Raw genomic sequence first — 12,162 nt, forward strand, 5'->3', positions numbered from 1 at the left:
CTCAGGTGGCGACACCCTGCGAAGTGCCGCGAGGTTCCGCGCCATGGGGAGGCTCAGATGGAAACCCGACGAACGCATGCCTCTAGCCCGCGTTCCCGCAAAGAGAGATTGCAGAGCCGGTGTTCTTGCCATCCAGCCCTAAGTTGACACGCCAACTGCTCTGGATCGTCGGAGGCGCATTCTTGCCCGGTTGCGCGGGGGGAGTGCTCGATCCCCAAGGACCAATTGGTGTCGGTAATCGCACGATCCTTTTGAACTCGCTGGCGGTGATGCTGGTGATCGTTGTTCCCACGCTTGTTGCACTTCTGGCATTCGCCTGGAAGTTCCGCGCCTCGAACAGCAACGCCCGCTATAACCCGGAGTTCACCTATTCGGGACGCGTGGAGTTGATCGTCTGGTCGATCCCGACGCTCACCATCCTGTTCATTGGCGGTCTGATCTACTACGGATCGTATCAGCTCGATCCGCGCAAACCGATCCCTTCTAGCCAGCCGCCGCTCGACATTCAGGTGGTGGCGCTCGACTGGAAATGGCTGTTCCTCTATCCCGAGCAGGGCGTGGGCGCTATCAATCAACTGGTTATCCCCGCCGGTGTTCCAGTGCGTTTCAAGTTGACCTCGGCCAGCGTGATGAACACGTTCTTCGTGCCCCAGCTTGGCAGCATGGTCTACGTCATGAACGGCATGCAGACCGAATTGCATCTGCAGGCCGACCGCGAGGGCAGCTTTTTCGGCCAGTCGGCGCACTTCAGCGGCGACGGCTTCTCGGATATGAATTTCAGTGTGAGCGCGGTTTCAGCCGATGCCTTCACCCGCTGGGCGTCATCGCTGCGTGGCGGGGGCGGCGTGCTCAACGCCAACGCCTATCGCGAACTCGCCCGGCAAAGCACAAATGTGGCGCCGGCTTCCTTCGGTCATGTCCAGCCTGGGCTGTTCGAAGCGGTCGTTCAGCAGACGCTCCCACCGGGTCCGGGGCCTGCTGAGAGCGCAGCCAGCGGCGAGCCACAGGTGAGCCCAAGGGCATTACCCGCGGCGGCGGCAACGATGACCCATCATCCACAAGGCGCAGAATGACGATGCTGGGCAAGCTCGACTGGTCGGCCGTTCCTTTCGATCAACCCATCCCCCTCGGCGCAGCCCTTGGCGTCTTTCTGGCAGCAGCCGCCGTGCTTGGCTGGATAACGGTGAAGGGGTACTGGCCATATCTGTGGAGCGAGTGGATAAGCTCGGTCGACCACAAGCGCATCGGCGTGATGTACATTGTGCTGGCGATGCTCATGCTTCTTCGTGGTTTTATCGATGCTATCATGATGCGCACACAACAGGTGCTGGCGATTCACGGGCCGGGCTACCTCCCGCCGGAGCATTACGACCAGATCTTTTCCGCGCACGGCACGATCATGATCTTCTTCGCCGCGATGCCGTTCATGATTGGCCTGATGAATTTCGTCGTGCCGCTGCAGCTTGGCGTACGCGATGTCGCTTTTCCGACGCTCAATTGCGTCAGTTTCTGGCTGACGGCTTCCGGAGCCCTGCTGGTCAACATCTCGCTTGTGATCGGCGAGTTCGCGCGCACCGGCTGGCTGCCCTATGCCCCTTTGTCGGAAACCACCTACTCGCCGGGCGTCGGTGTCGATTATTATCTGTGGGCGATCCAGATCTCCGGCGTCGGCACGCTGCTCACCGGTGTCAACCTGGTGACGACTATCCTCAAGATGCGGGCGCCGGGAATGGGCTATCTGCGAATGCCGATGTTCTGCTGGACCTCGCTCGCGTCCAACCTGCTCATTGTCGCAGCCTTCCCGATCCTTACCGCCACGCTCGCAATGCTGACGCTGGACCGGTATCTCGGCTTCCACTTCTTCACCAACGAAGCCGGTGGAAATCAGATGATGTTCGTCAACCTGATCTGGGCGTGGGGCCATCCCGAAGTATACATCCTGGTGCTTCCCGCCTTCGGAATCTTTTCCGAGATTTTCTCGACTTTTTCATCGAAGCCGCTGTTCGGATACCGTTCGATGGTCGCGGCCACGATGTTCATCTGCATCGTCTCGTTCATGGTCTGGCTGCATCACTTCTTCACCATGGGTGCCGGAGCGGACGTTAATGCCGCCTTCGGCATCGCCACGTCGGTCATTGCCGTGGGAACCGGTGTGAAAATCTACAACTGGCTCTTCACCATGTATGGCGGGCGCGTTCGTTTCGACACGCCGATGCTTTGGGCACTGGCTTTCGTGACCACCTTCACCGTCGGCGGCATGACTGGCGTCCTGCTTGCCGTCCCGCCGGCCGACTTCGTGCTACACAATTCCCTTTTCCTCGTCGCGCATTTCCATAACGTCATCATCTCCGGCGTGTTGTTTGGAGCATTCGCCGGCTTCACCTACTGGTTCCCCAAGGCGTTCGGCTTCCGTTTGCACGAAGGCTGGGGAAAGGCGGCATTTTGGGTCACCTTGGCCGGCTACATGCTGGTCTTCGTACCGCTCTATATTGTCGGTCTGCTCGGCATGACGCGGCGCCTGCAACATATCGATATGGACCTTTGGGCACCGTGGCTGGTGGTGGCCGCTTTCGGCGTGGTGGTGATGATCGCCGGCGCGGCGCTGCAGATCACACAGCTTTTCGTTTCGGTCCGGCATCGCGACAAGTTTCGCGACGAAACCGGCGACCCGTGGGACGGGCGTTCGCTGGAGTGGTCGACATCTTCTCCTCCTCCTGTCTTCAATTATGCACGGCTGCCTCACGTGGAAGACGAAGAGCCCTACTGGAGCATCAAGCAACGAGGGATCGAACAGAGCTCGGACGAGGAAAAGGCATATGAGCCGATCGAGATGCCTCGCAACAGCCCGACTGGCTTCGTCACCGCCTTCTTCAGCACACTGATCGGCTTCGCGCTGATCTGGCATATATGGTGGCTGGCGATCGTCGGTTTCATCGGCGCATACGCAACCTTCGTCGTATTCGCCTGGCGCGATCATGGAGACTACGAGATCCCTGTCGACGAGGTCGCCCGCATCGACCATGACCACAAGGCAGCCCAGTTTGCCCGGCTGCGCGGGTGGGAGCGCCCGGCATGAGCGATCACGCATTCTCCGGCGACATCAGCGCCGGCACCCAGGCACGGGACCCGTATCGGCTTAATCACACCGGTCGGCATGCGGTGCGCTCTGCGACGGGCCACGGAGAAGGCGGCCCGGCCTCAAAGTTCGTCACGGTGACCTACGGCTTCTGGATCTTTCTCCTGTCCGACATCATCATGTTCTCGGCATTTTTCGCCGCCTACGCCGTGCTCGCCAAGGCAACCGCCGGCGGACCGACAGGCAAGGATCTGTTCGAACCGACACGGGTTGCGGTCCAGACGGGCCTTCTGCTCACTTCGAGCTTCACCGGCGGCGTGGCAACACTCGCCACCCGTCGCAGATCAATGGCTGCCACGCAGTTCTGGCTTCTCGTCACGGGGTTGCTCGGGGCAGCGTTCCTGTTCCTGGAACTACAGGAGTTCGCGGCAATGATCGGCGAGCAGGCAGGCCCCTCGCGCAGCGCATTTCTTTCTGCCTTCTTTGCGCTCGTTGGCTGCCACGGTGCCCACGTCGGTCTCGGCCTGCTCTGGCTGGGAACGATGATGGCGCAGCTGTGGGTCAAGGGCTTTCGGCCCGACATCTTGCGGCGGCTCCACTGCTTCGGGCTCTTCTGGCACGCCCTCGACATCATCTGGGTTGCCATCTTCACCCTGGTCTATCTGCTGGGAGCATCGTCATGACCGAGTTCGAGAGCAAGACCGGCGAGTTGCAGGACCGCCGCGATTCAGCGCCGGGCGAGGAACACATAAGCGAGCACGAAACGGCTGGGGGCCTCTCGGGCTATGTGCTCGGCTTCGGGCTGGCCATCCTGCTCACGATCGCATCATTCCTGGCGGCGCGAACCGATCTGATTTACCAGCCCGCGGTCATCTCGGCCCTGGTGGTGCTCGCTGTTGCGCAGATGGGCGTGCATCTTGTCTTCTTTCTGCACCTGACCACCGGGCCGGACAACACCAACAACATCCTGGCCCTGGCCTTCGGCGTGCTGATCGTCGCGCTGGTGGTTCTGGGCTCTATCTGGATCATGGCCCACCTGAATGAAAACATGGCTGCCATGACACCCCATCAAACCGGAACCATGCCTTGAACGCTGCCCTGCGAACGCACGGCCGCCCACAGTGCACCATTCGCACCGATGGCCCCAGGAGACAAAAGGCTCGTCAAATCTCGTGCTTTGGCTGGGCTGCGCGTAGGGCATCAAGCGCTAAGCGAACCGCATCGATGCCTGAGACGCTGGGCTGGATCGGCCTGAAAATCAGGCGGCCCTTCCGGTAGTCCAGGCCCAACGCCTTGCTGTTCCGCCATTGGGACGCCGACGGCTTGTACCGAGGGGTGATCGCGATAGCCTCGGGACCCACATCGACTTTGCCGACGCCCAATTCCGACGCTGCTATTCGCAACCTGGTAAATTCCAGCAAAAGGGCTGCTTCGCCAGGCATGTCTCCAAAGCGGTCCTCGAGCTCTTCGCTGAATGTATCGAGGTCCGGCTCCGAACGGATGCGGGAGAGCCGCGCATAGAGGCCAACGCGCACCGTAGGCTCGTCGACATAGCTCTCGGGAAAAGCCCCCTTTCCCGAGCCATTGATCTCGGCAAGTTGCTTGCTGAAGTCGGCCCCTCCGCCAGCCGCCGAGACCGCCCGCTCCAGCAAGTGCTCGTACAAGCCCACTCCGATCAGCTTCATATGCCCGGCCTGGTCTTCGCCGAAAAGATCTCCGGCGCCACGCAGGTCGAGGTCTCTTTGACTGATTGCCAGGCCGGAGCCGAGCCGATCGAGCGCAAGCATCGTCGAAAGCCGGGCCCTGGTACCGTCGGCCAGTTCAACGCCAGGCTGGGTCAGAAGAAACGCAACGGCCTGCACCGCCCCCCTTCCGACCCGGCCCCGCAACTGGTGCAACTGCGCCAGACCGAACCGGTCGGGGCGCCAAACGATGATGGTGTTGGCCCGCGGCACATCGAGGCCGCTCTCGATGATGTCGGTGCTCAACAAAATGTCGCCATCACCGTCGGCGAATCCGACCATGACTTCGTCCAGCTGTCTCCCCTTCATTTCACCATGCGCCGTCTTGACCCCGAGTTCCGGCACCAGTCTGTTCAGCTGGTCACAGGCCGGGGCAATATCCTCGATACGCGGGACCACGAAGAAGCTCTGTCCACCCCGGTGAAATTCACGCAGGAGGGCCGCGCGCACCGATGCTGGATCGAACGCTGCCAAGATCGTGCGAACGGGACGTCTTTTGGCGGGCGGAGAGTTTAGAACGCTGACGTCCTGGATGCCTGACAACGCCGATTGCAGCGTCCGGGGTATCGGTGTGGCGCTCATGCTCAGCGTATGGAGGCGAGGCGTCATGGTCCGCAGGGCCCGCTTCAACTTGACCCCGAACCGGTGCTCCTCGTCGATCACCAGCAGTCCAAGATTGGCGAAGGTGACGCTCTTGGACGCCAGGGCCTGAGTACCCACAACGACCGTAACCTGGCCGCTCCGCAGACCCTCTTTTGCCGCTCTCGCCTCCGCAGCCCCGACCATCCTAGAAAGGTGGGCGACCTGCAGGCCGGTTCCTGCGAAGCGGCGGCTGAACGTCTCATAGTGCTGTCGTGCCAACACTGTTGTCGGTGCTATGATAGCAACCTGTTTCCCGCAGAGAGCGGCGGCGGCGCAAGCACGCAGGGCGACCTCTGTCTTGCCGAAGCCGACATCGCCGCAGACGAGCCGGTTCATTGTTCTTCCCGACGAAAGATCATCGAGCACAGCGCGGATGGCGGCCGCTTGGTCGGGCGTCTCCGTATAGGGAAATCTCGCCGCAAAACGGGCCAAGTCCGTGCGGGAGGGCTTTATGATCTCGGCAGGCTGGCTGGACCTGATTTTGGCAAGACTCAAGAGGCGTTTGGCCAGCCTGTCGATCTCGCGCAACGCAGCTTCGCGTCGCTTCGGCCAGCCCTCGCCTTTGAGGCGATCAAGCGACACTGCCTCCGGTTCCGAGCCGTAGCGCCATATTCGTCCAAAGTCGTCGACCGGAACCAGCAAGGAAGCCCCGCCATGATATTCCAGTCTGACGACATCCTGTTGCTGGCCAGCCAACTCGACCTGTTCGACCGCGGCGAGCACGCCCAGGCCATGGTCTTCATGGACGACGACATCGCCAATGCGCAACTCGGGTTCGAGTATGCCCGTGGTCGCGCTCCCGCTCGCCTTTAACGCGGGCCCAAACAGGTCGGATGCGGCCACCACGGCGATATTGGATTGCGCGTCGACAAACCCTTCGTCGAGGACGAATTCAGCCTTGAGAACAGAGCCCCTCGCGGCCGAAAGGATTTGCGGCAAGTCGGCCGCTTCCTCTGCCCGCCGGCCTAGTCTCCTATCGAGCAGGCGATCTGCTCGCTGCAGTTCAGAGGCATCGCCGGTGAACACTACTCTGACTCCGGCACTCGTCTGCCCTCTGATGAATTCCGCGAAATCATACCCGGGTCGGGCCTGGCGGAAGAATTTGGGAACTCCCACGGCAGAAACGGCTAGTCTCACGCAGCAGCGGTTAAGCAGAGCAGCGTCCCACTCTTCACGGGATAGGTAAAATCGTCCCGGCAAAGGTTTTTTCGTTCCGGCTGCCTCCTGCCTGGCACGACGTGCATCCTCGACCAGATCCAGAATTCTGCCGAGCGGCTGCCCGTCGGTCCCTTCAAGGAAGGAGATCGAAGCGCTGGATGCCGCATCGAAGACGGATGGCATAGCGCCATACGATGCGACCAGGCGCTCCTCCATCGACGTCGCGCGCATCGCTGTCAACTCAGGATGCTCACCAGCTTTAAAGATCAGCTCGGATGCCGGTCCGACCGTAATCGAGTCTCGAACCTGATCGCTGAGCTGACTGAGCGGGTCGTAGGTCTTGAGCTGGCGGATGCAGGCATCGGGACCAACGATGATGCGAACGGGGCCGTCCGCGCCAGCAGGAAAAATATCGATGGGATCGCCCCGAAAGGCTATCTCACCCGGTTCGTCGACCCTCTCGTCGACGACATAGCCAATTGCTTCGGACCTGGTTCTGAAATCGTCACGGTCGAGCTTTTGTCCCACCTCCAGAATTGTGAAACCGGCAGCGATGACCGGAGCAGGCGGCACCCGCTGCAGAATGGCTTCGAGCGACATTACAGCGATGCGCGGGCGATCCGGCTTCGTTGCGATCTCACGCAACGCGCGAAGCCTTCGCCCCATATTGGCGCGTGTGGGCCATACCCTGTCGTAGGGCAGACAATCCCAGGACGGCAGCAAGATGATATCCGCGTCAGGCAGGAACTGACGCAAGGCGCCGGCGATCTCCTCGGCACTGCGTTCCGAGGGAGCTATATGGATGATGTGCTTGTCCCGACTGGTCTCCAGGCCACGGGCCAGCGCTACCGCGATTGCTGAGGATGGCGGTCCGCCGTGCCCTATCGCAAACCCGCTCTCATCCGTGTGATCGATTTGTTCGACATCCGTCCGCGAAATATGCCTGTTCACTGAAATCTCACCTTGCCACTGAGACAACGTCAGCGGAGCCACCCCGTTCCTGGCGGCGCATCAAAGAGTTCCAGGACGGGCTGCGGGTGCAGCCCTTGAAATGGGCGGAGCGACAGGGTCAAAGCTGCGCCGTGATCGGCGAACTCCTGGGGCTGGCTGCCCAGCGGGAAAATTTCTAACCGAGCCTATGTCATAGGTTAATGCATTGCTGCCTTGCTCACCTATGGCTGTCCTAAAAACTGGTGCTTCGATCATTCCGGGATCTTCAACCACGCTCGACGCTGGCAAAACGCTCCAGGCATGGGACCATGCCGCACGGCGGCGCCTTCTGCCGCCGCGCATATGTCCCCATGCCAGTCGGAACTTTTGGCGCGGATAATAGTTCGATCACCAACATCAGCCAGGTAGTCAATTTGTTCCCCACCTCATCCTCGGATGTACTCATTCGCAAGCTTCAGACCATCTCGGATCTTCGAGAGGCCGACATCGGCGTTCTGAAAGGCATTCCGATCCAGGAGAAGGAATATTTGGCCAACCACGATCTGGTGCGTGAGGGCGACCGTCCTGTTTACTCGTTTATCGTTCTTGATGGCTTGGTCGGTTCCACCAAACATACGGGCGAAGGAAAGCGACAAATCACATCATTCTTCGTCGCCGGCGACATTCCTGATCTGCATGGGCTGCATCTGTCGGTCATGGATTGTAACTTCTCGACCCTTACGCCGGCGCGAATAGGTTTCATGCGGCATGACACTCTGCGCGCCGTTTGCGACCAGCACCCTCGCATCGCCACCGCTTTTTGGCGGTCGACGTTGATAGATGCCGCGATTTACAGGGAGTGGGTCATCAATGTGGGAAGACGCGAGGCATACACCCGCATGGCTCACATCCTGTGCGAACTGATTTTTCGCTTGCGCTCCATGGGGCGCATTGAGGATCACGTGGCGGATATCCCCATTACACAGGCGGCCCTTGGCGATGCACTGGGTTTGTCCACGGTCCACGTCAACCGGATGCTCCAGGAACTACGACGCAGAGGCCTCATTGCCACCTCGGGATCAAAAGTTCACGCACTGGACTGGGCTGGCCTCACTCACGCAGGAGATTTCGACACGACCTACCTGCACCAAAGGAACCCCGCAGATTAGCAGTGACGGAAGCTCTCCGATGGCACGATTTTTCTTCGACAGCGGCGATGGCGATCTCATCTTCGAGGACGAAATAGGTGTCGAATGCGCTGGCCTCGAGGAGGTCCGCCGCGCGGGATTCGAGGGCCTTGTCGACCTCACGAGAGAGTCACTGAAGAGCGTCGACGGGCAGCAATTGTTTATCGAAGTGCGCGATGAAAATGGCGCCAAGATTTTGCGGCTGAGCCTCTCGCTTCGGGTAAAATCGAACGTATAAATTTGCACTCTACGCGCAGCGTTAGGCGAGCGGACTGGGACTGCAAACATCCACTGGCATGTCGTGTCTCAAAACCAGGGCCACTTTTGAGCGACATGCATTAACCCATAGATTGTGCCTCGATTTGTGTACAGGACGGGGAACCATCAAAGAGCCGCCGAGTTCGTCCAACGGACAAGCTCGGAATCTAACATGGAAGAAATCGGCAAGGCACAACAAAAGGTCATAGCCCGCCTCATACGGGAGTGGATTTCATCGGACGCCAATCGTCGCCAGCTTCGCCAGTTGCTGGATCTGCCGACAGACGCGGACATGCCTAGCGAGCATCGGTCATTGCTTGACGAACTCGACCGAAAGCTCAACCAATGAGCGCCCCTGCTTTCGGGAGGGCTCCCGAGTGGATGCGAGCCGGTGGCGAGGGGAAAGGAGCTGAGGTCGACATCTGGTTGAGGCCGCCGACATTTGACCCAGGCAGACGCGAACGCTTTACGCCGGACGGCGCCGATTGGCCGATTGAATGTTCCGTGGTTTTCGTGGAGCCGCGGTCCGATTCCTAGAGGTGAGTTTCTGCACCTTGCTGCGCGTTTAAAAGTTGAGAAACGGCAGTTATGATCTGCGGCAGAAAAAAGGGCTTGGTGATCATTATGCTGTTGGGCACACCTTCCGCTCCCCAGTGTACCGCGCTGTCGCCACTGATATAGACAACCGGGATGGTCGAGTTGGACCTTCGCAAGTGCCGAGCGACCTCCCACCCCGACTGTCCTGGTCCCAGACGGATGTCCGTGAGCACGGCCTTGAACTTGGTCGGATCGGGGTCGAAAGCCGCCAGCGCCTCGGCGGCACTCCGAGTGCCGACGACCTGGAAGCCGGCCTCCTCCAAAGCTGACTCGAGGTCGAGCAGGATCATTGTCTCATCTTCGACGATCAGAACAGCACCTTCGCTCATCCGGAATCTCCCCAAGCCGCCACCGCTAATACGAGTTCGGCGTCAACTTGGTTCCATCTGACGCGCAGCAGCCTGTTGGTTATCGAAGCTCTACGCTGCCTCGATTGCGCGGCGGACTTGTGACGTCGGGAAGCCACCCTGGAAAAGGCCGACACCGGCTTAGCTGCTTCGACAGCCTTGGACAATGAGGCTGAATTACAGGTTGTAGCCGACGCTTAACCGTTGCCGACGAGGTCGCTTTGATCAAGCGTTCTCCTGATCTCCAGAAGCTTGCTGGATCTGCGTCATCACCTTTTGGGGATCGACATTCTCGGCGAGTTCCGGCAGCTCTTTGTCGGCCGGGGTCGAGATATTCAGACGCGCCGTCAAGGCAGCCACCATCTCGATCAGCCGCGTGGTTTCATGTTCGTTCAGAAGGCTGATCTGCAAATCCAGTTCGGCTCGCCGCTCGCTGTGTGCGGCCATTCTGTTCTGATTGATCAGCACGAAAGTAGACAGGAAGATTGCCTCAACCGAGGCGACCATGGCCAGGATCACGAAAGTCGGGTCCCAAGCTGGGACGGCTGGTATCGCGCCAAGGTTCGCGAGGACCCAGACGACAAGAATTGCAAGGTGCAGATAGACGAAAGTCATGCTTCCCGCGAAGCGCGAAACAGCGCCGGCGACCCACGCTTGAACGCCTTGGTGCTCCTCTTGCTGCCGCCTGTGCTCCACCAGGGCCTGTATGTTCTGGTGGAGCACCGACTGCATGTCGGCTGGACGTTGGTCGCTCATTTGAAAGCCCCGTTTGGAGATCATTCCGTGCAAGCGGCGTCGCTTATCGCCGGTGGCTCCCGCGAGGCCGGATCTGCCTTGAACTCGACGGCACGAGACTTGGGTCGCTGCCGACGGCCCCCTTGGGACAAGGCGTGCCCTCCTGCAATAGTGTGCACCATGCCGACCACTGCCTGCGGGGCGCTCTGATGAACCATGTGGCCGGCGCCCGGAACCACCTCAAGGAGAGACCCACCGACTTCCACGTGCAAGCGTCGTGCATCGCGTTGCGCGTCGAACAACCGGTCCCCGGATCCCGCCATGATGCCGGTGGGCACGGCAATGTCCCTATAGTTGGCTTTTCCCAAGAGGGACGCGGCCAGCATCGATGCTGTCTCCAGAGAAACCGCCCGCAGTTGGGAAGGGCGGCTGGCGACATCTTTGGCCAGTGCGGCGAAGTCGCCGGCGACGACGGCGGGTTTAAAGATCTTCTCCATTGCCCAATGCCAAGCAAGCCTTACAAGCGGGGGCAGCAAGGTGTGACGAAACGCGGTGCCGATCACAGGCAAAGCAGGGAGTGCGGCCAGTGCAAGATCCAGCCGCGGTGGCGGATAGTAGTAACCCGAGACCAGCACGATGCCGGCGACCGATTGAGAATGCCTGCGCGCCAATTCGAGGGCGATCCAAGCTCCCCAGGAATGTCCAAGCACGAGGTATTTCTCTATACCCAGCCCGCAGGCGGCGGCATGTATAAGGTCGGCTTGGTCGCGAGCGGACCAACGCCGGCCGCGCGGCCGTGAGCTTCGCCCAAAACCGGGACGATCAAATGCGATCACCCGGTAGGTCTTTGCCGCCTCATCGAAGATGCCGCTCGACTTGAAATCCTCCGCCATGGATCCATTGCCATGCAGGAGAAGCAGCGGCATGCCGGTTCCGGCTTCGATAAAATGCAGGCGCACACCATCGATCTCCATCACACGTCCGCATGCCCGGCCGGCAATCGCACGTTTGGCGCGGATGGCGTTGTATGCCGCCAGCGCCGCCAACGAGGCCGCGAGCAACCCGGTCGCGAGTTTCGGTCCATCTCTGTCGAACGCCATGCCCGTGCCTGTTGGAAACCATCTGCCGACCCCAACTCTCGGGGCGAAAGCTTGTTCCGCCAGACAAGACAACGCTGTACAACCGGCTCAAGCGGCTAAAGTAGGCCTTCTCCATGGAGTTGGGACCGTTAAGCCTGGGCAGCGCTGCTGCCTCCCATTTTCCAATCACCCTGCCAACGTGCGCGCACGGCAATGATCAGCATGGCCGCTTCCGTCATCCCGGTCTGGAAAAGTCTGACCAGCTCTCTCGCGATGGATTCTGCCGCGGTAGTGTCCGACGAAATCTCAAATTCCTCACACAGCGCGTCGAAAACCGACCGAAGCGTTTTCAGGTCGTCTGGATAGAGAGCGTCCGTATTCGTAAGAATGGGTCGGTCAAGCATCAAAACG

Annotated in this window: 12 protein-coding genes; 7 read left to right on the forward strand and 5 right to left on the reverse strand. The window is 60.3% G+C overall.

The window, feature by feature from the left end; translation table 11 throughout:
- The first annotated feature begins 107 nt into the window (after positions 1-107).
- From cyoA to cyoD, 4 genes are read left to right on the forward strand one after another with little or no spacing between them, the layout of a single operon-like run.
- Complete coding sequence (gene cyoA, locus NKJ64_RS12650) at positions 108-1,073, forward strand: ubiquinol oxidase subunit II (protein ID WP_081730986.1); 966 nt, start codon at positions 108-110, stop codon at positions 1,071-1,073.
- Between the two features lie 2 nt (positions 1,074-1,075).
- Positions 1,076-3,076: a cytochrome o ubiquinol oxidase subunit I gene (gene cyoB / locus NKJ64_RS12655; protein WP_352462732.1), complete on the forward strand. Its 2,001-nt coding sequence runs from the start codon at positions 1,076-1,078 to the stop codon at positions 3,074-3,076.
- Entirely contained in the window at positions 3,073-3,759 is a 687-nt protein-coding gene (locus tag NKJ64_RS12660; protein ID WP_023681134.1) for a cytochrome (ubi)quinol oxidase subunit III, read from the forward strand. The genes cyoB and NKJ64_RS12660 overlap by 4 nt, the downstream gene beginning before the upstream one ends.
- Positions 3,756-4,166 carry a cytochrome o ubiquinol oxidase subunit IV gene (gene cyoD, locus NKJ64_RS12665; RefSeq protein WP_023687822.1) on the forward strand — a complete coding sequence of 137 codons (411 nt, stop codon included), beginning with the start codon at positions 3,756-3,758 and terminating at the stop codon, positions 4,164-4,166. Before NKJ64_RS12660 ends, cyoD begins: the two co-directional genes overlap by 4 nt.
- Before the next feature lie 73 nt (positions 4,167-4,239).
- Here the strand turns inward: cyoD and NKJ64_RS12670 are convergent, their stop codons facing one another.
- Positions 4,240-7,569: a DEAD/DEAH box helicase gene (locus NKJ64_RS12670; RefSeq protein ID WP_352462677.1), complete on the reverse strand. Its 3,330-nt coding sequence runs from the start codon at positions 7,567-7,569 to the stop codon at positions 4,240-4,242.
- A gap of 308 nt (positions 7,570-7,877) precedes the next feature.
- On the opposite strand from NKJ64_RS12670, the gene NKJ64_RS12675 reads away from it, so the two are divergent.
- The 3 genes from NKJ64_RS12675 to NKJ64_RS12685 all read left to right on the forward strand — a co-directional run bounded on the left by NKJ64_RS12675 (position 7,878) and on the right by NKJ64_RS12685 (position 9,342).
- A complete protein-coding gene (locus tag NKJ64_RS12675; protein ID WP_352462679.1) occupies positions 7,878-8,717 on the forward strand; it encodes a Crp/Fnr family transcriptional regulator in 840 nt (279 codons plus the stop codon).
- A 19-nt stretch (positions 8,718-8,736) separates the two neighbouring features.
- A complete protein-coding gene (locus NKJ64_RS12680) occupies positions 8,737-8,973 on the forward strand; it encodes a DUF6894 family protein (protein ID WP_023668023.1) in 237 nt (78 codons plus the stop codon).
- Between the two features lie 192 nt (positions 8,974-9,165).
- Positions 9,166-9,342, forward strand: a complete 177-nt coding sequence (locus NKJ64_RS12685) for a hypothetical protein (protein WP_023687819.1) — start codon at positions 9,166-9,168, stop codon at positions 9,340-9,342.
- Between the two features lie 184 nt (positions 9,343-9,526).
- Here NKJ64_RS12685 and NKJ64_RS12690 read toward each other — a convergent pair whose 3' ends face one another.
- The 4 genes from NKJ64_RS12690 to NKJ64_RS12705 form a co-directional block, all read right to left on the reverse strand.
- Positions 9,527-9,919 (reverse strand): response regulator, encoded by a 393-nt coding sequence (locus tag NKJ64_RS12690; RefSeq protein ID WP_023668021.1) that lies wholly within the window; start codon positions 9,917-9,919, stop codon positions 9,527-9,529.
- 243 nt (positions 9,920-10,162) lie between these two features.
- Positions 10,163-10,693: a DUF1003 domain-containing protein gene (locus NKJ64_RS12695; RefSeq protein WP_023681128.1), complete on the reverse strand. Its 531-nt coding sequence runs from the start codon at positions 10,691-10,693 to the stop codon at positions 10,163-10,165.
- Positions 10,694-10,713: 20 nt separating this feature from the next.
- Positions 10,714-11,772, reverse strand: a complete 1,059-nt coding sequence (locus NKJ64_RS12700; RefSeq protein WP_352462682.1) for an alpha/beta fold hydrolase — start codon at positions 11,770-11,772, stop codon at positions 10,714-10,716.
- A 128-nt stretch (positions 11,773-11,900) separates the two neighbouring features.
- Positions 11,901-12,155, reverse strand: a complete 255-nt coding sequence (locus NKJ64_RS12705) for a hypothetical protein (RefSeq protein WP_023681126.1) — start codon at positions 12,153-12,155, stop codon at positions 11,901-11,903.
- Positions 12,156-12,162: the final 7 nt, after the last annotated feature.

Origin of the sequence: Mesorhizobium sp. M0062, assembly GCF_040323125.1 — a bacterium.
Taxonomy (GTDB): Bacteria; Pseudomonadota; Alphaproteobacteria; order Rhizobiales; family Rhizobiaceae; genus Mesorhizobium.

Excerpts from the sequence above, each read along its gene's own strand:
- cyoB (WP_352462732.1), top strand. The coding sequence starts at position 1,076 with ATGCTGGGCAAGCTCGACTGGTCGGCCGTTCCTTTCGATCAACCCATC.
- NKJ64_RS12660 (WP_023681134.1), top strand. The coding sequence starts at position 3,073 with ATGAGCGATCACGCATTCTCCGGCGACATCAGCGCCGGCACCCAGGCA.
- cyoD (WP_023687822.1), top strand. The coding sequence starts at position 3,756 with ATGACCGAGTTCGAGAGCAAGACCGGCGAGTTGCAGGACCGCCGCGAT.
- NKJ64_RS12675 (WP_352462679.1), top strand. The coding sequence starts at position 7,878 with ATGCCGCACGGCGGCGCCTTCTGCCGCCGCGCATATGTCCCCATGCCA.
- NKJ64_RS12680 (WP_023668023.1), top strand. The coding sequence starts at position 8,737 with ATGGCACGATTTTTCTTCGACAGCGGCGATGGCGATCTCATCTTCGAG.
- NKJ64_RS12685 (WP_023687819.1), top strand. The coding sequence starts at position 9,166 with ATGGAAGAAATCGGCAAGGCACAACAAAAGGTCATAGCCCGCCTCATA.
- NKJ64_RS12690 (WP_023668021.1), bottom strand. The coding sequence starts at position 9,919 with ATGAGCGAAGGTGCTGTTCTGATCGTCGAAGATGAGACAATGATCCTG.
- NKJ64_RS12695 (WP_023681128.1), bottom strand. The coding sequence starts at position 10,693 with ATGAGCGACCAACGTCCAGCCGACATGCAGTCGGTGCTCCACCAGAAC.
- NKJ64_RS12700 (WP_352462682.1), bottom strand. The coding sequence starts at position 11,772 with ATGGCGTTCGACAGAGATGGACCGAAACTCGCGACCGGGTTGCTCGCG.
- NKJ64_RS12705 (WP_023681126.1), bottom strand. The coding sequence starts at position 12,155 with ATGCTTGACCGACCCATTCTTACGAATACGGACGCTCTCTATCCAGAC.